Here is a 22,360-nt window from a genome sequence, read left to right as displayed (position 1 = left end):
CGCCCCGGAACGTGGCCCGAAGCTTCACGTTCCTGGGGCGGTCAGCGGTACCTGGGCGCATGACAACCGAACACCGAGCACGACCCTGCACGACCTTGCACCACCTCCCAGAAGCGAAAAGTGCCGGTAATCCGCCGGTACTGGAAAACAACCGGAGGAGCCTCAGTGGCGTCGAAGCCCAGGTTCACCAAGCAAGGCACCACCCCCGCGCACCAGGACGCAGAGCCGGACGCGGGGCATACCAAACATCCGGTAGACGAGACGCTGCCCGCCCTGAAGATGGCGACGACGGGCTTGCAGCACGTGGCGGCGATGTACGCGGGTGTCGTCGCGCCCCCGCTGATAGTCGGCGCCTACATAGGCCTCTCGGCGAAGGAACTCACCTTTCTCACCGGGGCCTGTCTGTTCACGGCCGGTCTCGCCACGTTCCTCCAGACGCTCGGCATCTGGAAGATCGGCGCCCGGCTGCCCTTCGTGAACGGGGTGACGTTCGCGGGCGTCGCCCCGATGCTCGCCGTCGTCGACTCGACGAAGGACAAGGACGACGCACTGCCGATCATCTTCGGGGCGGTGATCGTCGCGGGTGTGCTGGGATTCATCGCGGCGCCCTTCTTCTCCAAGGCGATACGTTTCTTCCCGCCGGTCGTCACCGGCACGGTCATCACGCTCATCGGCATCTCCCTGATGCCGGTCGCGTTCGGCTGGGCGCAGGGCCCCGACACCAAGGCCGCCGACTACGGTTCGATGAAGAACCTGGCCCTGGCCGGGATCACCCTCGTGATCGTCCTGCTGCTGCGCCGGTTCACGACCGGGTTCGTCAAACAGATCGCGGTCCTCCTCGGCCTGGTCATCGGCACGGTCGTCGCGATCCCGTTCGGCGTCACGGACTTCTCGCCCGTCGGCGACGCGGACATCATCGGCTTCCCGACCCCGTTCCACTTCGGCGCGCCGCAGTTCGCGGGAGCGGCCATCGTGTCGCTGTGCGTGGTGATGGTGGTGTCGATGACGGAGTCGACCGCCGACATGCTCGCGCTCGGCGAGATCGTCGACCGGCCGGCCGACGAGAAGACCATCGCGGCGGGCCTGCGCGCCGACACCCTCGGCACGGCCGTCAGCCCGCTCTTCAACGGCTTCATGTGCAGCGCGTTCGCCCAGAACATCGGCCTGGTGGCGATGACGAAGATCCGCAGCCGCTACGTGGTGGCGACCGGCGGCGCGTTCCTGGTGCTGATGGGGCTGTGCCCGGTCGCGGCCTCGCTGATCGCGGTCGTGCCGCGCCCGGTGCTCGGCGGCGCGGGCGTCGTCCTGTTCGGCTCGGTCGCGGCCAGCGGCATCCAGACCCTGGTCAAGGCGAACCTGGAGAAGGACAACAACGTCCTCATCGTCGCGGTCTCGCTCGCCGTCGGCCTGATCCCCATCGCGGCGCCGGAGTTCTACCACGCGTTCCCGGACACCGCGAAGATCATCCTGGACTCGGGCATCTCCACGGGCTGCGTCGCGGCCGTGCTGCTCAACCTCGTCTTCAACCACATCGGCCGGCGCGGCGACGCGGACGAGGTCACCGCGCCGATGGAGTCGGGCGGGGCCATCGTCGAACAGCGGACGGGGGCGTCCGCGGCCGGGGTGCACTGACGCCGGGCCCGTTCGGAGTCGGAGACTCCGAACGGGCCATCATGGGGCGGGAGTTGTCACCCGATGTGGAAGCTGTCCCCGTAGACCTTCCAGTCCAGCGGCGGGTCCAGGTTCAGGTTGCCCTTGTCCAGGAAGACGCGCTGCGCCGTGTCGACGCGGCTGGTGTCGCTGTGCGCCTCCTCCTGCCGCATGGCCCACACCCGCGCGTCGAGGAAGGCGTGCAGCCACGCCACCTCATCGCCGCCCTGCGCGGGTGGCTTCGCCTGGCCCAGCGCACGCTTGCGGATGCTGCGGAAGCTGGTGGGGTCGGAGCCGTCGCCGTGCATCACGATCGCGTCGTAGTACGTGAACTGGCCGAGCGTGCCGACGCCGTCGGCCTTGCCCTGGCCGACCGACGGATTGAAGTAGACGCGGTCGCGCTCGTCGTTCTGCGCCTGCTGGAAGGCGGAGTCCTCGGCCGCCTTCGCCCAGTCCCGGGGGTAGTCCGGGTCGAGCCCTTCGTGCGAGTCGCTGCCGTCGACCTCGCGCAGCGCGGGCAGGTACTTCGCGAGGACGTTGCCGGGCTTGCGCTCGGTATAGAGCTCGACCAGGTCGAGCATGTCGTGGGTGCCGGAGCAGAAGCCGATGATGCCGGCGGTGTAGCCGCGGCCGTCGCCGATGTCCTCGATGTACTTGTACTGGGCCTTCCAGTCGAGCGAGGAGTTCTCCGCGCTCGACACCAGCTTCATGGCGATCTCCTTCTTCGCCGGGTCGTCGAGGCCGCTCGCGGCCGCCGCTATCGGAGCGGCGCCGGCGAGCTGGGTGGTCAGCAAGGGCGCAGCCACGACGGTCGCGCCGAGGAAGGTGAGGAGGGTGCGACGGGAGGTGTGCTTGTGGGGGGTGAACACGGTTCCTCCTGAGGGGAGTTCGTCATTCTGTCGACGGTGAGGTCGCACAGTCGACTGTTAGGAAGGTTTCCTACCAGAGATTGCGGATGACGTATACCCGTCAAGCCAGCATTGGGCGCTCGCTTCCCGGGCGGCTCAGGCTCCGCGCAGACGTTCGTGCACCTGAACGGCGACTTCGTACGTGTCCCCGCTCGGCCGGGTCCGCAGCTCGCCCGGATCGCGCACCCAGGCGTCCTCGAGGGCGAACCAGTCGGTCGCATGCGGCGGGCGCCCCTCGTCGAGGGCGGTGCGCAACTCCGCGAAGTACGCTACCCAGCGCTTGCGATAGAGGCCGCCGACGAGCCCGGCCCACTCCCGGTTGGCGTAGTCGTGCAGCCCCGCCTCGGCGCCCGCCCGCGTCCCCCACGACGTCACCAGCGACAACTGGTCGTACGCGAGGCGGTCGCGCTCCTCGTCGCTCGCACCCCAGGCGCGTGCGTCCGCGACCCACTTCCCCAGCAGATGCCGGGCGTCCGTGGCGAGCAGCCGCTCCAGAAGGTCCATCAGGCCGAGCCAGTCGCCGCTGAGCCGCTCCAGGCCGGCCGCGTCCCCGGACTCGTACACATCCTTGATCCGGGGCAGCAGAGTACGGCTTCGGTTCGAGAGCGCCTGGCGTGCCACGTCGAGGAGATCCCGGCGGTACGCGGAGGAGTCCCGCAGCTCCGGGCGTACGGCCAGCAGATGGCCGAGCGCCTTCTCGAACTCGGCCGGGTCGTAGCGCAGTTGCTTCGGTGACCAGGTCGCGGCGGACCGCGCCGTGAGGGAGGGCCGCGCCCCGAACAGGCCGTCGGCGCCCTCGCCCCAGCCGTCGGCGCGGGTCGTGCCGTACGCGGTGCGACGCAGTACGTCCCAGGCCGCGACGGCCTCGGAGTCACGCGCGCCGTACCGGGCCACGGACCACTGCTCGAACCAGCCCGGCAGGTCCAACTCGCCCTCGCGCCATGCCAGTTCGGAGAACAGGCCGAACGCCGCCGGGTTGTTGTCGGCGGCCTCGGGCAGCAGGGCCGTGCCGCGCAGGGCGCCCCCCGCCCGCGTACGCCACCGCTCGTACAGCTCCGCCCAGTCGCGGGTGTTGGCGCCGAGCGTCGTATGGCCGCCGAAGTTCCAGATGGAGCCGAACGCGTACGGGGTGCCGTCCCAGTCCGCGTCACGGTCCGTCACCGTCGGGTAGTGGTCGGAGATGCCGTCGACGACGAGCATGCGGCTCTTGTCGACGGCGTCCACGATCGCCTTCGGCGGATTGCGGCGCCAGCCCAGGATCACCCAGAGGGCCTCCGGGTGCGCCGTGCGCAGGGCCTTCTCGACGCCGCGCGCCGCGTCGGGGACCGGCACGTCACCGGGCTTGCCGCCCTCGTGCAGCAGATCCATCTTGAACAGCTCCGCCGGGCCGAACATCGCCTTCTGAGTGCGGTAGAACTCGGCCGCCACCCGCGCGAAGTGCGGGCCGCGCGGATCCAGCCAGTCCGGCCGCCGGTACCCGTACCAGTCGCCCTGCGTCACCACGTGCGCCCCGGGATTGCGGTCGGCGAACCCGGGCGGCACCGTGCCGTAGTAGCCGGGCAGCACCGGCTTCATCCCCAGCTCCCGTACCCGCGTGGCGATCCGCCGGCCGAGGCGGGCCCGCTGCGCGAGCAGCCCCCGCGACACGGGGCCGCCGGCCGGACCCGCCATGTTCTGCAGCAGCCACCACGGCTGGTGGGCGGGGGAGGGGATCCACTCCCGCAGCTCCGCCTCCCCGTAACCGAACCGGGTCAGCACCCGGTGGTACAGCGCGTCCGCGCCGGCGTACACGAGCACCTCGTTGAAGCCGTGCAGGGCGAGCACGTCCAGCTCCCGCTCCCAGTACGACCAGTCGTGGTACGCGCCCGTGTAGCCGTCGTTGGTGTCGTTGAGGACGAAGCGGTGCGGCACGTTCGCACGGCCGGTCAGCGGGTGCGGCGGCGCGGGCAGCCGGTCGGGGAGGTTCAGCTGTTCACCCGCCCAGGAGATGTTGGCGTGCACGACCTGCTTCAAGTACTGGCGCAGTCCGGCGAGCTGGACCGCGGGAGAGGTGCCCGCGATCCGGATGCGGCCGGGCTGCCCGTCCACGCGGAAGCTGTCGCGGGCACCCGGCAGCGGGTGGAAGGCGAGCTGATCCGCGTGGCGGCCGAGCAGGCGGTGCGCGGCGGCCGCCGCGGCGTGCGGAGCGTAGGGCATGGCATCCTCCCGGTCGGCGGAGGCGTCCGCGCACGACACCAGGGCCGATCCGGTGAGCGCGGTCAGGAACGTACGACGGGCCAGGGGCATGGTGAGTGCATACCCGTCCGCGCGGCGCCGTGCATGACGCCGCGCGGACGGAGCGGGGTGGCCCACATGAACGGCGGGTGCGGTGGGGTGGGGGTGCGTGGGGTCGGGTGGCGGGGCATCGGCCTCCATCCGGGGGCTTCGGGGCTTCGGGGCTTCGGGCGCCGGCCGTCCACGAACGCTTCGGCGCCACTCCGACAGCGCACGGAACCCGCACCCCGCGTCGGGCCCGGATGCCCGGTCCCTACAGGCCGAGGGCGCCCGGGTCCGTCGCCAGCGCCTTGAAGACCTCGCCGGGGTCTCTGACGAGTCTGCGCTCGGCGAGGTCCAACAGGCCGCCCACCGAGGCCACTTCGGCCGACACGGTGCCGTCGGCCTTCTTCACCGTCTGCAAGATGCGGAACGTCTTGCCCTCGCCCCACTCGAAGACACAGTCCACGTCCACCTGGTCGCCCGCGCGCAGCTCCCGCAGGTAGCGGATGTTCGTCTCCAGGGCCACCGGGCCGACCCCGCGGTCCAGCAGCCCGCTCTGCTCTATGCCGCTGTGGCGCAGGATCGACCAGCGCGCGTGCTCGGCGTACTGCAGATACACCGCCTGGTTGAGGTGCCCCTGCGAGTCGGTCTCGTACCCACGGACCTCGATCCGGACGGAAAAGGGCTCTGTCACGACGTTCCTCTCGGTGCTCGATCGGATGGTTCCCCTACGGAGGTGTGGGGCCCGTGCACGGTGGTGCTGCGCGTGTCTGCGCCCGTGCCTTGCCGTGCTGTGCCGGTGTTACGCCCGTCTCGGCGAAGCCAGCAGGTACCGGCCGCCGCCGCGTGCCGCCGCATGCTCGCTGACCTGCCATCCGGCCTGCTGGAGCGCCGCCGCGCAGGCCGCGAGGCCGGCCGGGTCCGGGTGGTGCACGGCGACGGCCTCGGGCTGCGGGGTGTCGCTCACGCGGTAGCCGGGGGTCGTGTCGCCGCTCGCGGGCAGGCAGCCCGCCGCCTCCAGGGCGAGCGCCGCCGCGTGTGTGAGGCGGCTGCGCTCCCAGGCGCAGGGCCGGTCGGTGGCGCCGCCCGGGGAGGTCATGCGGCGTATCTCCAGGAGCCCCTGCCAGGCCGTGCGCACCTCCCGCGCGCGGGCCGGTGACGCCACGGTGCCCGGCTCGCCGCCGAGCCGCGCCGTGAACACACCGTCGGACGCGGCCTGCGGGGGCGTGGCGGCGGGGGACTCCGCGGGCGGGGTGGCGGGCCCGTCGGGTTCCGGTCCGGCCTCGCGGAGCCGGTGCCCGGCCGGGGTGAGGAAGTGGTCGTGCGGCGGCCGCGGATGGCGGAACGCCAGCTTCAGCACGACGAGCCGAGTCAGCTGTGCCGCGCTGCCGCTGATCCGGCCCGTCCGCGGATCGGCGGCGTCGATGATGCGCCGCTGCGCGGCGGTCGGTGGTCGGGTCATGGCGCACCTCCTGCCGACGATGGTGCACGACGCCACTGACAGCGCGCCCTGACCGGCGGGAACGAGACCCGGGCGGGGGTTGGGCGGACGGCCGGACCGGTCGGGTCAGTCGCTCGGCGGGCGCAGGTTCCAGCCGGAGACCACCGGGCGGCCGTGTTCCGTGCTCAGCCGGCTCACCGTGCCGGTCGCCAGCAGGAAGTGCGAGCCGCCCGACGGGGGCAGACCCAGGCGCCGCGCGGTCAGGACCCGCAGGAAGTGACTGTGCGAGACCAGCACCACGCTGCCCTCGTTGTTGGCGAGCGCCGCGTCCACCTTGGAGAGCATGCGGTCGGCGCGCGTCCCCACCTCTTCCGGGGTCTCGCCCGGGTGCTCGGGCGGCCCCGGCGGCACCCCGTCGTCGAAGAGGTACCAGTCGGGACGGGTGCGCTGGATGTCCCGCGTGGTCACGCCTTCGTAGGCGCCGTAATCCCATTCCCGCAGGTCGGGGTCGACGGTGTAGCGGTGCAGGCCGGCCAGCTCGGCGGTCTCGCGGGCCCGGCCCAGAGGGCTCACGAAGACGGCCCCGACGTGGTAGCTGCCGACGAGCGGCGCGACCCGGCGGGCCTCTTCGCGGCCGTTCTCGGTCAGCGGGATGTCGGTGAGGCCGGTGTGCTGACCGGTCAGCGCCCACTCGGTCTCACCGTGCCGGACGAGGAGCAGATCACCCACGGTTCAGATCACCCACGGTTCACGCCTGTTCTGGGGTCGGTTCGGGACGCGGACATTGTTGAACGAACGGTACACGGGGACCCGGATCGCGGCCCCGCCGACCTGCGCCGGAGCAGGCCACGGGCCCGTGCGGCAGCCCGCGGACCATGGATTGTCGGACCCGGCCCGTAAGGTCTAGAGGTCCGACAACGTACGAGCTGGATGAGCGCGGAGGGGAGGTGGCGTGGCCGTGCCGGAGTTGCCCGGTGTCGCCCTCGGCGCTGCCGCCGTCTTCCTGCCCGCCGCCCTGCCGCGCGAGGGGAAAGTCGCGTTCTGGTCCCCGGACGGAGCGGGTTTCCCGGGCGCCGACGAGGAGATCACGGTCGTGCGGCCGCACGGCTCGGGGGTGCGCAGCCGCGAGGTGCCCGCGCTCGTGCTGCCGGTCGTCGACGCGCTGCCGCTGCTCGTGCGGGCCCGCCGCACCCGGGGCGCCCACCCCGCGGCGGCCGCCTGGGGAGCGGCTGCCGCGCACGCCCTGCATCTCCTCGCGCGCGGCCGGCTGCTGCCCGGGCTCACCGCCTCCGACCACGACGCGTGGCGGGCAGGCCCGTTGGACGCGGACGACGTGGCGCAGCTCCAGGCCATCGCCGCGGCCATGCCCGTACAGGGGTACGCGACACCGGTGCCCGGCCGCAGGCCCGTCCAGCTGCCCGAGCCGGAGGCCCTGGTCCGCGCCTTCCTCGACGCGGTCGCGGACGCGCTGCCCCGCACCCCGGCGGCGGCGCACGCGGCGGGCGCCCCCTTCGCGGCCGTCGCTCCCCAGCACATTCCGCACGCGCGGCCCTGGGCCGTCGAGGCGGCGGCCGGGCTCGACACGGGCGTGCGGGTGTCGCTGCGCCTCGATCTCTCCCACGGCCTGCTGTTCGACGCGGCGGAGGAGAGCGAGTCGCCGGACGACCCGGGGGCGCGCCGCGCCGGAGCCGCCGTCGTCCAGGTGCACAGCCTCGCCGACCCCACACGCGTGGTGGACGCCGGGCACCTGTGGGCAGGCTCCATCGAAGGGGCCGCGGACCACTTCGGGCCGCGCGCCCGGATCGACGCGATCCTCGCCGTGCGCCGCGCCGTCGCCGCCTGGCCGCCCCTCGGCCGCCTCCTGGAGCAGGACGTGCCGGACGTGCTCCCCCTCGCCGAGAGCGAGCTGATCGATCTGCTCGGGCCGGGCGCGGCCCGGCTCGCCGAGGCCGGGGTCAGCGTGCACTGGCCGCGCGAGCTGGCCCGCTCGCTCACCGCGACGGCCGTGGTGCGCGCGCAGGCCGCGCCCGGCTCGGCCACCGACGGCACGACCTTCTTCGACAGCGACGAACTGCTCGCGTTCAACTGGCAGCTGGCGCTCGACGGGGATCCGCTCACCGAGCACGAGATGGACCAGCTGGCCGAGTCGCACCGTGCGGTGGTCCGGCTGCGCGACCAGTGGGTCGTCGTCGACCCCGACCTCGTGCGCAAGGCACGCAAGCGGGAGCTGGGACTCCTCGAGCCCGTCGACGCGCTGGCCGTCGCGCTCACCGGCGAGGCCGACGTGGACGGGGAGCGGGTCGAGGCCGTGCCCACCGGTCGTCTCGCCGAGCTGCGGTCCAGGCTCACCCGCGGCATCGACACCGTCGAGCAGCCGGCGGGCCTGCACGCGACGCTCCGCGACTACCAGCTGCGCGGTCTGGCCTGGCTCGACCTCATGACCTCGCTCGGACTCGGCGGCTGCCTCGCCGACGACATGGGCCTCGGCAAGACGGTCACCCTCATCGCCCTGCACCTGCGCAGGGACCGGACGGCGCCCACCCTGGTCGTCTGCCCCGCCTCCCTGCTCGGCAACTGGCAGCGGGAGATCAACCGGTTCGCCCCCGGCGTCCCCGTGCGCCGCTTCCACGGCACCGACCGCACCCTGGACGGACTGGGCGGCGGTTTCGTCCTCACCACGTACGGCACCCTGCGCAGCCGCGCCGGTGAACTCGCGGGCCATACCTGGGGCATGGTCGTCGCCGACGAGGCGCAGCACGTGAAGAACCCGAACTCGGCGACGGCGAAGGCCCTGCGTCTGATCGACGCCCCTGCGCGCGTGGCGCTCACCGGCACCCCCGTCGAGAACAACCTGTCCGAGCTGTGGGCCCTGCTCGACTGGACGACACCGGGCCTGCTGGGCCCGCTCAAGGCGTTCCGCGCCCGGCACGCGCGCGCGGTGGAGGGCGAGGGCCCGCTGGAGAACCCCGAGGCGATCGAGCGCCTCTCCCGCCTTGTCCGCCCGTTCATCCTGCGTCGCAAGAAGTCCGATCCGGGCATCGTGCCCGAGCTGCCGCCGAAGACCGAGTCCGACCACCCGGCGCCCCTCACCAGGGAGCAGGCGTCGCTGTACGAGGCCGTGGTGCGCGAGTCCATGGCGAACATCGAGGCCGCCGAGGGCATCGGCCGCCGCGGCCTCATCATGAAGCTGCTCACCTCCCTCAAGCAGATCTGCAACCACCCCGCGCAGTACCTGAAAGAGGGCGAGAGCGACGGCGGCCGCGCCCGCCTCGCGGGCCGCTCGGGCAAACTCGCGCTGCTCGACGAGCTGTTGGACACGATCGTCGCCGAGGACGGCTCCGGCGGATCGGTCCTTGTTTTCACCCAGTACGTGTCCATGGCCAGGCTCCTCGCCACCCACCTGGCCACCCGCTCGATCCCCACGCAACTGCTGCACGGCGGCACTCCGGTCGCCGAGCGCGAGCGCATGGTGGACCGCTTCCAGGCCGGCGAGGCCCCCGTGTTCCTGCTGTCGCTGAAGGCCGCGGGCACCGGGCTCAACCTCACGCGCGCGGGCCACGTCGTGCACTTCGACCGCTGGTGGAACCCGGCGGTCGAGGAGCAGGCCACGGACCGCGCGTACCGCATCGGACAGACCCAGCCCGTCCAGGTGCACCGCCTCATCACCGAGGGGACGGTCGAGGACAAGATCGCCGAACTGCTCGCCGCCAAGCGGGCGCTGGCCGACGCGGTGCTCGGCTCCGGCGAGGCGGCCCTCACCGAACTGACCGACCGGGAGCTGACGGACCTGGTCTCGCTGCGGAGGGAGTCGGCATGAGCCCTGCCCGTACCGGACGGCACGCCGCCCACATCCCCGGCCGGGCCGGCGCCGCCGAGCAGGCCCAGGCCCGGCACACGGACACGCGCCGCACGTTCCCGCCGCTGCCGCCGCGCGCCCAGCCTGGTGACGGCGCGGCCCTGACCTGGTGGGGGAACGCCTGGGTGGACGCCCTGGCGGACACCGCCCTCGACCCGGCCCGTCTCGCGCGCGGCCGCGCCTACGCCGACCGCGGTCATGTCGACGCGATCACGGTCACCCCGGGCCGCGTCATCGCCTACGTGCACGGCTCACGGCCCCGCCCGTACCGGGCCGAACTGCGCCTGCGCACCCTGTCGGACGACGAGTGGACCCGCTTCGTGGAGACGGCCGCGGCCCGCCCCGACCACATGGCGTCCCTGCTCGACAAGGACGTGCCGCACGCGCTCGCCGCCGCCGTCGACCTGCTGCCCGCCGTCGACGACCTGATCCCCGGGTGCAGCTGCCCGGACCGCGCCGAGCCCTGCAAGCACGCGGCGGCGCTCTGCTACCAGACGGCGCGGCTCGTCGACGAGGATCCGTTCGTCCTGTTCCTGCTGCGCGGCCGCGGCGAGCAGGAGCTGCTCGCCGACCTCACGCGGCGCAACGCCGCGCACTCGGCGCAGGAGCGCTCCGCGGCCGAGGCTCCGTCCCTCGACTCGGTCCCCGCGCGGGACGCGTTCGCCCGGGCGGAGCAACTGCCGCAGCTGCCGCCGGAGTTCCCCGCGCCGGCCCACCCCGAGCGCCCGCCGTCCTACCCGCAGGCCCCCGGCGCCCCCGACCCGCTCGCGCTCGATCTGCTGGCCTCGGAGGCCGGCGCCCGCGCGCACGCCCTGCTGACCACGGGAGCGGACCCCCTCGCGGGTCTCACCCCCTGGCAGGACGCGGTCCGCCTGGCCGCCGCCCATCCCGGGTCGGGCCTCACCGCCGCCACCCGCGCGCTGTACGCCTCGCTCTCCCGCGGCACCGGCCGCACCCCGGTCGATCTCGCCCGCGCGGTCGCGGCCTGGCGCCAGGGCGGGCTCGCCGGACTGTCCGTCCTGGAGGAGGAGTGGGACCCGCCCGCGGGCCCCTTCGACCGCGCCCGCCCCGCTCTGCTCGCCACGGGCCACCCGGAGTTCCGCCCCCGCCGCAACCACCTGTCGACGGTGTCCGTCCAACTCCGGCTCGGCCGCGACGGGTTGTGGTACGGGTACGAGTCGGACCCGGGCCGCGAGGACTGGTGGCCCAGAGGCGAGCCGCGTCCCGACGCCGTATCGGCCCTGGACTCCCTGCTCGGCGGGGTCTGACGCCCGGCTGCCGGGACGCGCCGAACACGGCGCGACTCCCGCACGCCGAAGGTTCCGGCCCTACTGGACGCTCGGTGCCGCGGCCTCCACGAACGCGGTCAGCGCGTCCTTGCAGCGCTGCGAGCGCCGGTCGCGGTCCTCCTCGTCGGTGGCCTCGTGCAGGCAGTTCGCCAGCTCGAAGGCCGTCTCGGCGAGCTGCCGCAACCTCGGTACGTCACACACCAGTTGCACCAGCGCCAGCGCCTGACGTGCCGCGATGCGGGCCTCGTAGGAGGCGAAGCGCGCCGCCTCCGCGACGGGGGCTCCTGGCTGCTCCTGAGCGCGGAACCAGCGGTCGTTCTGACTGCGCCGGTAGTCGAAGAGGGCGCTTGCGAACCCGCTGTAACTCGCGATGCGTTCCTGGCGGAGCTGCTCCGCCCGGGCCAGCTCGGCGCCGCGGACCGTCGCCCGGCCCTGGAAATAGTGCGTGACGACCGAGCCCAGCAGGGTGCCGAGCACCGCTATGAGTGCCGCGTCCAATGTTCCGAACTCCCCAAGATGCGCGCTGCGCCGTACGAGCGTCGGCCGAACGGGCAGATTACGCCCTCGGGTTCAGCGACATGCCCCGGCCCGCGAAGTACTCCTCGAACCGCTCCACCGGCAGGTCGGCCGTACGCGTCGCCCGGTCCGTGCCCGAGGGGTTGTGGAAGTGGAAGCCCGTCCCGTCCGGCGTGCGGGCCGTGATCAGGACGAGGTGGCCGCCGCGGCCGGGCGAGGGCTCATGGGGGCGGCGGATCGCGTAGTGGACGGAGGCGATGACGAGCCGCCCGGCGTCGAGCAGTTCACCGATCCCGTCCGGCGTCAGCTCGCGGTGCACCCGCGCCTCGACGCCGTGCACCGCCTGGAGGTACGCGGCGGCCGGCGCGTAGATCATTCCGTGGATCTCACCGCCGGCGTCCACCGTGTACGCGCCGAACTTCAGTGCTCCGTCGCGGAGGTCGAAGAGCGAGGGGGCCGCCGGGCCGAGCGCCATGCGCAGGCACGTCGCGCCGCACAGGTGCCCGCACCAGCGCGCGTAGTCCTCCACCGTCGTCGCCCCCGACTCCCGCCACGCGGGGTCCTGCGCCCGGTCGAACCGGCCCGAGACGATCGCGCCGACGAGGTCCGGCGAGGCGAACTGGGTGTGACCGGGATACGCGCACGAGGTGCAGGGTGTCACTGGTTCTCCCGTCGGTCCGGCGAGCGCCGGATCACTGGCGGTAGCCGCTCAGGAAGCGGCCGATACGGCTGATCGCGGCGTCGAGATCGTCAGCGTACGGGAGGGTGAGGATGCGGAAGTGGTCGGGCCGGGGCCAGTTGAAGCCGGTGCCCTGGACCACCTGGATCTTCTCGCGCAGCAGCAGGTCCAGGACGAACTTCTCGTCGTCGACGATCTTGTGGACCTTGGGGTCGAGCCGGGGGAAGGCGTACAGGGCGCCCTTCGGTTTGACGCAGCTGACGCCGGGGATCTCGTTCAGCTTCTCCCACGCCTTGTCGCGCTGCTCGTGCAACCGGCCGCCGGGCACGGTGAGTTCACGGATCGACTGGCGGCCGCCGAGCGCGGCCTGGATGGCGTACTGCGCGGGCGCGTTCGGGCACAGTCGCATGGAGGCGAGCATCGTCAGGCCCTCCAGGTAGCTCTTCGCGTGCTGCTGCGGGCCCGTCACGACCAGCCAGCCGGAGCGGAAGCCCGCGACGCGGTACGTCTTGGAGAGGCCGCAGAACGTGAGGACCACGAGGTCGGGGGCGAGAGCGGCGGCGCTGTGGTGGACCGCGTCGTCATAGAGGATCTGGTCGTAGATCTCGTCGGCGAACACCATCAGGCCGTGCCGGCGGGCGAGGTCGAGGATGCCCTCGACGATCTCCTTCGGATAGACGGCGCCGGTGGGATTGTTCGGGTTGATGATCACGACGGCCTTGGTGCGGTCCGTGATCTTGGCGGCCATGTCGTCCAGGTCCGGATACCAGTCCGACTGCTCGTCGCAGAGGTAGTGCACGGCCTTGCCGCCGGAGAGCGTGGTGACCGCTGTCCACAGGGGGAAGTCGGGGGCGGGGATGAGGACTTCGTCGCCGTCCTCCAGGAGCGCCTGTACGGCCATCGTCACCAGTTCGGAGACGCCGTTGCCGAGGAAGACGTCGTCGACGCCGACGTCCAGGCCGAGACCCTGGTAGCGCTGGGCGACCGCGCGCCGGGCCGAGAGGATGCCGCGCGAGTCGGTGTAGCCGTGCGCCTGCGGGAGCATCCGGATCATGTCCTGGACGATCTCCTCGGGCGCCTCGAAGCCGAACAGAGCCGGGTTGCCCGTGTTCAGGCGCAGCACGCTGTGGCCGGCCTCCTCCAGCGCGTTCGCGTGCTCGATCACCGGGCCGCGGATCTCGTAGCAGACCTCGCTCAGCTTGCTCGACTGCCGGAACTCCATGCGCGTGCCCTCCAGGCGGACCAGGTGTCTGTGGACCAGGTGTCTGTTGACCAGGTGTCTGTGCGTGACTTACTTGGTTTTACCAAGCTCGAGCTTGGAAAGTCCAACAAGTTGCATAGACTGCGAGCCATGCCACGCCGAAGTTACGACCAGTACTGCGCCGCCGCCCGCGCCCTCGACGCCGTCGGCGACCGCTGGACGCTCCTGATCGTCCGGGAGCTCCTCGCGGGGCCGCGCCGCTACACCGATCTGCACGCCGACCTGCCCGGTGTCAGCACGGACATGCTGGCCACGCGCCTGAAGGACATGGAGCGCGACGGACTCGCCACGCGCCGCAGACTCGCCGCCCCGGCTTCCGTGTACGTCTACGAACTCACGCCGCGCGGACGGCAGTTGCTGCCCGTACTGCTGGCCCTCGGGGAGTGGGGTGCGGCCGAGCTGGGGGAGCGGCGGGCCACGGACGCGGTGCGGGCGCACTGGCTGGCCCTGCCCTTGCTGCGCGAACTGGGCGGGCTCGGGGAGTCCGGGGTGGTCGAAGTCCGGGTGGACGAGGGTGAGTTCCACGTGCGCGTGGGGGAGGAACCCGGCTCCGGGTACGGCGAGGGCCGGTACGAGGGGGGTGAGCCTGATGCGCGGGTGGTGCTTGGTGCGGAGGTGAGCGGGGAGGTTGCGCGGGGGGAGGTCGGGTTGGCCGAGGCGGTCGGTCAGGGGCGGGTCGAGGTCACCGGGGTCGCCCCGCTGGCGAAAGCGTTGCGCGCGTCTGCGCCGGGCGCGGCTGATTTCAGCCCCTCCGGCGATTGAGGAGCGGGGTCCGGGGCGGAGCCCCGTGGCCCGCGCGCCGCAGGGGTCGAGATCATGATCACGGGTGCGCCGCCGTCGTGGCCGGTCGCGCAGTTCCCCGCGCCCCTGGCGGGACGGGGCGCACCCGGTGGCGCTACACGGCGGGCGGGACCCGCGTGGGGCGGCCCGTGCCCCGGGTCAGGGCGTAGCCGCCGATACCGGCGAGAGCCGCGAGCACCGCACCCGCACCGGTCCACAGCCACCGACTGGTCCACCAGCCGGAGGCCCAGTCATGGTCGTCGGCCGCACCGGTCGACCCCGGCACCAGCGGCGTCGACAGCGAACCGTCCACCGCCGCCGCACCGCCCACCTCCTCCGAAACGGCCTCGACGGACGTCGACACGGGCAGCCCGAGATCGCTGTCGGCGAGCCCGGTCACCGTGAGACGCACGTAGTACGTGCCGGGCAGCGGATCGTTCGCCCACGGCTCGGACCAGGCCCGCACCGTACGCAGCGTGCACGCGAGGTCGACGCGCGCGGCATCGGCGGCCACCGTGCGGGCCTGCGTCCCGTACGTGCAGGCCTGGCGGCGGCGCAGCCCGTCGTACACGTCGATCCGCCAGGTCTGCCCGCTGTGCCGGGTCTGCGCGTCGGGCAGGTCGACGGTCGCCTTCACCGTCGGCCGCTGCCCCGAGTCGGCCGGGAACGACCAGTACAGGTAGTCGCCGGTGGACGCGCTCGCCGTGGCCTTCTGCTCCTGCGTGATCGAGGTGGCCGTACGGAACGACGTGCCCGCCTCGGTCGGCGCCTTCTTGGCCCCGTCGTCACCGTCGCCGTCGTCACCGGCGGCGATCGCGGCCCCCGTGAACATCGTCAGGGACGTGCAGGCCAGCAGCAGCCCCGTGAAGAACAGCCTTGTACGTCGCATCAGTTGGTCCTCCATACGGCGACACGCCAGCGCGAGACCCAGCCCCACAGCACACCCGCGAGGAATCCGACCACGACGAGCGCGGCCAGCAGCCACCAGCCGTGGCCCAGACCGAACGCGGCCACGTCGGACGCCTCGTCGGGACCGTCCACCACGTCGACGGCCAGCTCGACCGGCAGACCCGGGGTCGTCTTCACGGAGTCGGGCGCGGAGTAGGAGTTCGAGACCTGGAGGCAGACCGTCTCCGCCTGGGCCCCGGCCTCATCGGAGTCGTCGGAGGAGTCCTGCTCGGACTTCGGGTAGCGCAGCCCTGTAGAGATGACATCGGTGCGTCCGTCGCCGGACTCCTGGCCGCGTACGATCTCCCGGCCGTGCGTCGTGACCGCGCGCAGCAGCACGCCGTAGTCGCGGTCGACGGCCCGGTCGGCCGCGACGCTCACCGAGGCGCGCAGCTCCTTGCCCGGCTCGACGTTCACGCGGTAGTAGCGGTGCTCACCGAACTTCTCGCGGTCCGTGTAGAGGCCGGACTTCAGCTCGGGCGCGTCCGCGCACTGCGCGGCGCCCTCGACGGCGACGGGCGTGACCACGGGGTCGGCCGCCCGGTCCACCAACTGGCCCACACGGTCGGTCAGTTCGTCCTTGTGCCGGACCGAGGTGTACGTCCCCCCGGTGGCGTCGGCGATGCAGGAGAGCTGAGCGCGGGTCTTGGCGTCGGCCACCAGGCCGAGCGTGTCGATGGTGAGGCCGATGCCCTTGGCGGCGATCTCGCGCGCGACCTCGCACGGGTCGAGCGGCTGGCAGGTGTCCTCGCCGTCGCTGATGAGGACGATGCGGCGGGTGCCGCCGGCCTCGCCCTTGTCCAGGTCGTCGGCGGCCTTCAGCAGGGCCGGGCCGATCGGGGTCCAGCCGGTGGGGCTCAGCGTCGCGACGGCGGTCTTCGCGTCGGTGCGGTCCAACGGGCCGACGGGGTAGAGCTGTGCGGTGTCCTTGCAGCCCGTCTTGCGGTCCTCGCCCGGGTAGTCGGCGCCCAGCGTGCGTATGCCGAGCTGGACCTCCTCGGGCGTCGCGTCCAGCACTTCGTTGAACGCCTGCTTGGCCGCGGCCATCCGGGAGTCGCCGTCGATGTCGCGGGCGCGCATGGACCCGCTGACGTCCAGGACGAGTTCGACCTTGGGGGCGGGCGCGTCCCCGGCGGGCTCGTCGGCCGCCGCCGCGATACCGGCCGGGGCGAGGCCGCCCAGGGCCAGGGCGGCGAGCAGGGCGCCCGCGCCCGCCGCCAGCCGTTGTCTAGTGATCATCGGCGGATCTTATGGATCAAGACGGGGACACGCCAAAACGAGGCCCCCGTCTCGGTCTCCCCGGGCCGATTCCCCGCCTGGGTCCTCTACTTCGGCTCGCGCGCCAACTCCCGGCCTCCGAACGAACCCCTCTTGTCCATCCCCGTCCACCAGGCTTCGAGACCGGTGGCGTCGAGCGCGCTCCAGTCCGGGGTCCGGGTCACCATCGCCCGCCCCATGCTGCGGCCGAGAGCGACCATCGCGCGGCCCGCAGGGGCGCGGTCCGCGTCGTACGCGCTCAGGGCCCCGGACAGGGTGGACGCCGAGGCCAGGGCGGATTCCAGGACCGTCGCGTCCTGGAGCGCCTTCACCGCGCCCGCTCCGGTGTGCGGCCGGGCCACGGTCGCCGCGTCACCCACCAGCAGCATGCCGGGCGCCGTGTACCGGGCGGCCGTGAAGTCGTAGAGGGGCTGGAGGATCAGCTCGTCCGCGGTGGTCGCCCGGATGAGGTCCGACCAGTACGGGGGCAGCAACTCCTCAGCCACGTACGCCAGATGCTCCCGCAGGGCGTCCGACGCGGTGCCGGGAGGCAGGCTCGTGGGGGAGGAGAGCGCCGCGTCGTGGCCGGGCGGCGGCGTGGTGTAGAGGATCCAGTTGGCGCGGTGCCCGCCGGTCTCCGGATCCGGGATGCGGTACACGACCAGATGGCCGCCGGGGAAGACGACATACGCGGCCTCGTCCTGGGGCAGCCACTGCTCCGGCGCGTCGAGCCGCTCCACGGGGAACGCGCCGCGCCACGCCAGGTACCCCGCGTACGAGGGGAGTACGTCGCCGCAGGCCGCGGCCCGCACCACGGACCGGTAGCCGTCCGCACCGATCACCAGGTCGAAGCGTTCGGGCGAGCCGGAGCCGGAGCCGGAGCCGGAGCCGGAGCCGGAGCCGGAGTCCACGACGGCGCCCGCGCCGTCCGGCGCCGTCGTCACCTTCTGGACGCGTGAACCGGTCCGGAAATCGACGTCCGACGGGATCCGGTTCCGCAACTCACGCCACAGGGGACCCCAGTTGTAGGTGCGGAACGGCAACGGGGTCGACCACAGCAGCCGCCCGGTCGGTGCCTGGGCCCGCTCGTCCCGCACGTACCAGCGCCGGGTCGTCATCTGCACCCAGGGCATCTCGGCGTCCACGTAGCCGGACGCCTCCAGCTCCGCGTAACGCGCGTCGTGCAGCGTCACCCCCACGCCCCGCTCGCCGAGCGGCCCCGTCGCGCGCTCGAAGACCGTGATGTCGCGCAGGCCGCCGCGGTGCGCGGCGAGCGCCGCGGCGCACCCCGCGATGCTGCCGCCGACGACCGCGACGGATGCTGTTGTCCTGCCCATGTCTGTTTGTCCGTTCCGTTCTGGTCGGTGATAGGGGACGGTCCGTGACGGAAGCCGCGAACGATCCTCGCAGGCGCGGGCCGCCGGGCGAGGACCCGGGGGCCGGGGGAAGAGGACACGGGCGCCTTTCCGGCCGATCTCGCCGTATAGCCTGACGAGGTGCTGAGAGAAGTCACCGCCACCCGCTACGTGAACCCGCTGCACACCGGAGGCTCCGTACCCGGTGTGGTGGAGGCGGACGACCTGGGGACGTACGTCCTGAAGTTCACCGGCTCCGCGCAGGGCGTGAAGGCGCTGGTCGCCGAGGTCGTCGTCGGGGAGCTGGCGCGCCGGCTCGGCCTGCGCTTCCCGGAGCTGGTCCTCGCCCACTTCGATCCGGCGGTCGCCGCCGACGAACCGCACCAGGAGGTCCAGGACCTGCTGCGGGCGAGCGCCGGGCTGAACCTCGGCATGGACTTCCTGCCGGGCGCCGCCGACTTCACGCCCGAGGTCGCCGAGGTCTTCCCGGTCGACCCGCTGGAGGCCGGGCGGATCGTCTGGCTCGACGCGCTCACCGTCAACGTCGACCGCACGGTGCACAGTTCGAACCTCATGGTCTGGCCCACGTTCGGCACGGCGCCGCCGCGGCTCTGGCTGATCGACCACGGTGCGGCGCTCGTCTTCCACCACCGCTGGGACGGGGCCGCCCCCGACAAGGCCTACGACTTCCGGCACCACGCGCTCGGCGGCTACGGCCCGGACACGCGCGCCGCCGACGCCGCACTGGCTCCGCGGGTGACGGAGGAGTTGCTGCGCGAGGTGCTCGCCCTCGTGCCGGACGCCTGGCTGAGGGACTTCGCGACGCCGGACGAGGCGCGGGACGCGTACGTCACGTACCTGCTGGCCCGGGCCCGTTCCTCGGCGACGTGGCTGCCCACGGACTTTCCCTCCCGCGACGAACTGGCGGCCGCCGACGCGCGCCGCGCGGCCGTCACCCGGAAGGGCCGCCCGGCGTGGCTGAAGCAGGTGCCCGACCTGCACGGTCGGCCCGGGGCGGAGCAGGACTGGTCCGTGCATCTCGGCTGAGCGGGTTGTCCTTCGGCGGACGGGCCGCACCCGGCCACGGTGCACGCGAAAGCCCCCGGCGCCGTGCGGTGCCGGGGGCTCAGGGTGCGGGTCGGTCAGCGGAGCTGCTCGTACGCCGGGAGCGTCAGGAAGTCCGCGTAGTCCGCGTCCAGGGAGACCTGGAGCAGCAGATCGTGGGCCTGCTGCCACTTGCCGGCCGCGAAGGCATCCTCGCCGATCTCGGACTTGATGTTCTCGAGCTCCTCGGCGGCGACCTTGCGGGCCAGGTCGGCCGTCGCGCTCTCGCCGTTCGCGAAGACGACGCCCGCGTTGATCCACTGCCAGATCTGCGAGCGCGAGATCTCGGCGGTGGCCGCGTCCTCCATGAGGTTGAAGATGGCGACGGCGCCGAGGCCGCGCAGCCACGCCTCGATGTAGCGGATGCCGACCTGGACGGCGTTGACGAGACCGTCGTACGTGGGCTTCGCGTCGAGCGAGTCGATGGCGATCAGGTCACCGGCGGCGACGGACACGTCCTCGCGCAGCCGTTCCTTCTGGTTCGGCTTGTCTCCGAGGACCGCGTCGAAGGAGGCCATCGCGATCGGCACGAGGTCGGGGTGCGCGACCCAGGAGCCGTCGAAACCGTCGCCGGCCTCACGGTCCTTGTCGTTCTTCACCTTCTCGAAGGCCACCTTGTTGACCTCGGCGTCCTTGCGCGACGGGATGAAGGCGGCCATGCCGCCGATCGCGTGGGCGCCGCGCTTGTGGCAGGTGCGGACGAGGAGTTCGGTGTACGCCCGCATGAACGGGGCGGTCATCGTGACGAGGTTGCGGTCCGGCAGGACGAACTTCTGGCCGCCGTCACGGAAGTTCTTGACGATGGAGAAGAGGTAGTCCCAGCGCCCGGCGTTGAGACCGCTGGCGTGGTCGCGCAGTTCGTAGAGGATCTCCTCCATCTCGTACGCGGCCGTGATCGTCTCGATGAGGACGGTGGCGCGGACGGTGCCCTGCGGGATGCCGATGTGGTCCTGGGCGAAGACGAAGATGTCGTTCCAGAGGCGGGCCTCCAGGTACGACTCCGTCTTCGGCAGGTAGAAGTACGGGCCCTTGCCGAGCTCGATGAGGCGCTGGGCGTTGTGGAAGAAGTAGAGGCCGAAGTCGACGAGGGCGCCGGGGACGGGCGTGCCGTTCTCGTCGACCAGGTGGCGCTCGTTCAGGTGCCAGCCGCGCGGGCGCATCACGACGGTGGCGAGCTCGTCGGCGTCCTTGAGGGCGTACGACTTGCCGGTGCGCTCGTCGGTGAAGTCGAGGGAGCGGTTGTAGGCGGAGGTCAGGTTGAGCTGACCGCCGATGACGTTCTCCCAGGTCGGCGCCGAGGCGTCCTCGAAGTCGGCGAGCCAGACCTTCGCGCCCGAGTTCAGCGCGTTGATCGTCATCTTGCGGTCGGTGGGGCCGGTGATCTCGACGCGGCGGTCGTTCAGCGCGGCGGGAGCGGGGGCGACCTTCCAGGAGTCGTCCGCGCGGATCGCGGCGGTCTCCGGGCGGAAGTCGAGCGTGGAGGTGCGGGCGATCTCGGCGCGGCGCTCGGCGCGGCGGGCGAGGAGCTCGTCACGCCGGGGCGTGAACAGCCGGTGCAGCTCGGCCACGAAGGCGAGGGCCGCATCGGTGAGCACCTCGTCCTGCCGCGGCAGGGGAGAGGCGTCGACGATGGCCAGCGGGGACGGCGCTGGTGCGGACATGAGGCTGTCACTTCCTTCAGCGAGCGGCGGCGCGCGGCGGCACGGAGTGCCGGGGCGCCTGGGTACGGCTGCTGGCCCCGGTTTCCGGGGTCCGGCCCTTCTCGTCAGTGGATATTAGTTTCCTTATCGTGGAAGTTCAATCGTTTGTTGATGTCGAGATTCTCTGAGTCGACAGAACGTGGCGCTCGGTGCCACGGCTCTCACTCAAGGTGGCGGAGGTCCGCCGCCGTGTCGATGTCGTACGCCTCGGCCACCTCGCCGCACTCGACCAGCTCCACGGAGCCCGCGTGTGCCTTGAGGTAGTCCCGGGCGCCGCGGTCCCCGGCCGCGCTCGCCGCGATCCCCGCCCAGTGGTCGCGGCCGAAGAGCACCGGATGCCCGCGCTCCCCGTCGTACGCGGCCGCCACCAGGGACGCGGGTGAGCGGTACGCCGCTCTGACCCGGGCCACCGCGGCGGCGCCGATCCCCGGCTGGTCCACCAGCAGGACGAGCGCCGCGGACGCGCCGGTGCCGGAGAGGGAGTCCAGGCCCGCCCGCAGCGAGGAGCCCATGCCCTCCTCCCACGCGGGGTTCTCCACGATCACGCACTCCCTGAGACCGGCCCTCGCCCGTACGTCGTCCGCCGCCGCTCCGAGTACCACGTGCAGCGGTCCGCATCCCCCCTCGCGCAACATCCGTACCGCGTGTTCCACGAGGGGCCGTCCCCGGTGTGTCAGCAGGGCCTTCGGGCGCCCGCCGAGCCGCCGCCCGCCACCCGCCGCGAGGAGCAGCCCGGCCACATCGCCCGTATCTCTGGTCGTCATGACCCCTGCATACCGCACCGGATGCCGCGCCGGTCCGGACGGCGCCCGCGTGCATGAAGTTGCCTGACGCAACATACTGGCGTGAAAGGGGGATGGTGGCGTTAACTAGGCGCCCATTAACCTGAGTTGAGCGCACAATCAGCGCCCGGCGCGGGTCTGCACCGGAGGCGTACGACAGGCGCACAATGATGTGCAAGGGGGACCTGTGTTGCGGAGCGAGGGGCAGAGACAGAGCCAGATGCGGGCTCCGGTGACCGGCGGCGGCGAGGATCCGCGGGTGGCGGAGCTGCGTACGGCCGTGTCCCGGTTGCGCCGGGAACTGGCCGCCCACCCGGCCGAGTTCCCGGACCGGGGGATCGCCGAGGACGAACTGGCGGCGCTCGACGCGATGGCGGTCGCCGGCTGCCCCGAAGTACCGAGGCTGCGTCGTTCGCTGCTGCTGGTCGCGGGCGCGATCGGCTCGATGAGCGCCCTGTCACCGGCGCTCAGGCAGGTACGGAGGGCGGTCGAACTGTTCGGGGGGCCGGGGGCGCGGCGGGATTGAGGGCCGCCCGGCCTCGCGCTGCGCCCGGCCTCGCGCTGCGCCCGGCCTCGCG

Annotated in this window: 19 protein-coding genes; 6 read left to right on the top strand and 13 right to left on the bottom strand. The window is 72.6% G+C overall.

Annotation, left to right across the window (positions count from 1 at the left end; all coding sequences use genetic code 11):
• Positions 1 to 165: 165 nt before the first annotated feature.
• Complete coding sequence (locus ABD366_RS28465; protein ID WP_411293643.1) at positions 166 to 1,632, top strand: nucleobase:cation symporter-2 family protein; 1,467 nt, start codon at positions 166 to 168, stop codon at positions 1,630 to 1,632.
• A gap of 56 nt (positions 1,633 to 1,688) precedes the next feature.
• Here ABD366_RS28465 and ABD366_RS28460 read toward each other — a convergent pair whose 3' ends face one another.
• The 5 genes from ABD366_RS28460 to ABD366_RS28440 all read right to left on the bottom strand — a co-directional run bounded on the left by ABD366_RS28460 (position 1,689) and on the right by ABD366_RS28440 (position 6,984).
• Positions 1,689 to 2,519 (bottom strand): chitosanase, encoded by an 831-nt coding sequence (locus ABD366_RS28460; protein WP_324766987.1) that lies wholly within the window; start codon positions 2,517 to 2,519, stop codon positions 1,689 to 1,691.
• Between the two features lie 135 nt (positions 2,520 to 2,654).
• Entirely contained in the window at positions 2,655 to 4,844 is a 2,190-nt protein-coding gene (locus ABD366_RS28455; RefSeq protein ID WP_324767006.1) for an alpha-N-acetylglucosaminidase, read from the bottom strand.
• Positions 4,845 to 5,085: 241 nt separating this feature from the next.
• Positions 5,086 to 5,508 (bottom strand): acyl-CoA thioesterase, encoded by a 423-nt coding sequence (locus tag ABD366_RS28450; protein ID WP_324768159.1) that lies wholly within the window; start codon positions 5,506 to 5,508, stop codon positions 5,086 to 5,088.
• Between the two features lie 108 nt (positions 5,509 to 5,616).
• On the bottom strand, positions 5,617 to 6,276 hold the full coding sequence (locus tag ABD366_RS28445) for a hypothetical protein (RefSeq protein WP_324768158.1): 660 nt from the start codon (positions 6,274 to 6,276) through the stop codon (positions 5,617 to 5,619).
• Positions 6,277 to 6,381: 105 nt separating this feature from the next.
• Positions 6,382 to 6,984 carry a histidine phosphatase family protein gene (locus ABD366_RS28440; protein ID WP_324768157.1) on the bottom strand — a complete coding sequence of 201 codons (603 nt, stop codon included), beginning with the start codon at positions 6,982 to 6,984 and terminating at the stop codon, positions 6,382 to 6,384.
• 223 nt (positions 6,985 to 7,207) lie between these two features.
• Between ABD366_RS28440 and ABD366_RS28435 the strand changes: the two genes are divergently transcribed.
• On the top strand, positions 7,208 to 10,072 hold the full coding sequence (locus ABD366_RS28435; protein WP_324768156.1) for a DEAD/DEAH box helicase: 2,865 nt from the start codon (positions 7,208 to 7,210) through the stop codon (positions 10,070 to 10,072).
• Positions 10,069 to 11,379 carry a hypothetical protein gene (locus tag ABD366_RS28430; protein ID WP_324768154.1) on the top strand — a complete coding sequence of 437 codons (1,311 nt, stop codon included), beginning with the start codon at positions 10,069 to 10,071 and terminating at the stop codon, positions 11,377 to 11,379. Before ABD366_RS28435 ends, ABD366_RS28430 begins: the two co-directional genes overlap by 4 nt.
• Before the next feature lie 60 nt (positions 11,380 to 11,439).
• Here ABD366_RS28430 and ABD366_RS28425 read toward each other — a convergent pair whose 3' ends face one another.
• From ABD366_RS28425 to ABD366_RS28415, 3 genes are read right to left on the bottom strand one after another with little or no spacing between them, the layout of a single operon-like run.
• On the bottom strand, positions 11,440 to 11,898 hold the full coding sequence (locus tag ABD366_RS28425) for a hypothetical protein (protein ID WP_324768153.1): 459 nt from the start codon (positions 11,896 to 11,898) through the stop codon (positions 11,440 to 11,442).
• A gap of 58 nt (positions 11,899 to 11,956) precedes the next feature.
• Complete coding sequence (locus ABD366_RS28420) at positions 11,957 to 12,577, bottom strand: cysteine peptidase family C39 domain-containing protein (protein WP_324768152.1); 621 nt, start codon at positions 12,575 to 12,577, stop codon at positions 11,957 to 11,959.
• Positions 12,578 to 12,608: 31 nt separating this feature from the next.
• Positions 12,609 to 13,817: a pyridoxal phosphate-dependent aminotransferase gene (locus tag ABD366_RS28415; protein WP_324768150.1), complete on the bottom strand. Its 1,209-nt coding sequence runs from the start codon at positions 13,815 to 13,817 to the stop codon at positions 12,609 to 12,611.
• 129 nt (positions 13,818 to 13,946) lie between these two features.
• Between ABD366_RS28415 and ABD366_RS28410 the strand changes: the two genes are divergently transcribed.
• Positions 13,947 to 14,618, top strand: coding sequence for a helix-turn-helix domain-containing protein (locus ABD366_RS28410; RefSeq protein WP_324768149.1), 672 nt, complete (start codon positions 13,947 to 13,949; stop codon positions 14,616 to 14,618).
• Between the two features lie 133 nt (positions 14,619 to 14,751).
• Here the strand turns inward: ABD366_RS28410 and ABD366_RS28405 are convergent, their stop codons facing one another.
• The 3 genes from ABD366_RS28405 to ABD366_RS28395 all read right to left on the bottom strand — a co-directional run bounded on the left by ABD366_RS28405 (position 14,752) and on the right by ABD366_RS28395 (position 18,178).
• Positions 14,752 to 15,525, bottom strand: coding sequence for a hypothetical protein (locus tag ABD366_RS28405; RefSeq protein WP_324768147.1), 774 nt, complete (start codon positions 15,523 to 15,525; stop codon positions 14,752 to 14,754).
• The gene (locus ABD366_RS28400; protein ID WP_324768146.1) at positions 15,525 to 16,823 is read right to left on the bottom strand and encodes a VWA domain-containing protein; all 1,299 of its coding nucleotides are present in this window, start codon (positions 16,821 to 16,823) and stop codon (positions 15,525 to 15,527) included. Before ABD366_RS28400 ends, ABD366_RS28405 begins: the two co-directional genes overlap by 1 nt.
• A gap of 86 nt (positions 16,824 to 16,909) precedes the next feature.
• Positions 16,910 to 18,178 (bottom strand): FAD-dependent monooxygenase, encoded by a 1,269-nt coding sequence (locus tag ABD366_RS28395; protein WP_324768145.1) that lies wholly within the window; start codon positions 18,176 to 18,178, stop codon positions 16,910 to 16,912.
• A 159-nt stretch (positions 18,179 to 18,337) separates the two neighbouring features.
• Between ABD366_RS28395 and ABD366_RS28390 the strand changes: the two genes are divergently transcribed.
• Positions 18,338 to 19,243 carry a HipA family kinase gene (locus ABD366_RS28390; protein ID WP_324768144.1) on the top strand — a complete coding sequence of 302 codons (906 nt, stop codon included), beginning with the start codon at positions 18,338 to 18,340 and terminating at the stop codon, positions 19,241 to 19,243.
• Between the two features lie 95 nt (positions 19,244 to 19,338).
• On the opposite strand, the gene aceB is transcribed toward ABD366_RS28390, so the two are convergent.
• Together aceB and ABD366_RS28380 are read right to left on the bottom strand one after the other, a co-directional pair.
• Positions 19,339 to 20,961, bottom strand: coding sequence for a malate synthase A (gene aceB, locus ABD366_RS28385; protein WP_324768143.1), 1,623 nt, complete (start codon positions 20,959 to 20,961; stop codon positions 19,339 to 19,341).
• Positions 20,962 to 21,161: 200 nt separating this feature from the next.
• Positions 21,162 to 21,764, bottom strand: a complete 603-nt coding sequence (locus ABD366_RS28380; RefSeq protein ID WP_324768142.1) for a nucleotidyltransferase family protein — start codon at positions 21,762 to 21,764, stop codon at positions 21,162 to 21,164.
• 238 nt (positions 21,765 to 22,002) lie between these two features.
• Between ABD366_RS28380 and ABD366_RS28375 the strand changes: the two genes are divergently transcribed.
• On the top strand, positions 22,003 to 22,308 hold the full coding sequence (locus ABD366_RS28375) for a DUF5955 family protein (protein WP_324768141.1): 306 nt from the start codon (positions 22,003 to 22,005) through the stop codon (positions 22,306 to 22,308).
• The last annotated feature ends 52 nt before the right edge of the window (positions 22,309 to 22,360 follow it).

The sequence above is a fragment of the Streptomyces kunmingensis genome (genome assembly GCF_039533535.1).
Taxonomy (GTDB): Bacteria; Actinomycetota; Actinomycetes; order Streptomycetales; family Streptomycetaceae; genus Streptomyces; species Streptomyces kunmingensis.
Note: the sequence above shows the minus strand (reverse complement) of the source record. Positions and strands in the feature narration are given on the sequence as shown.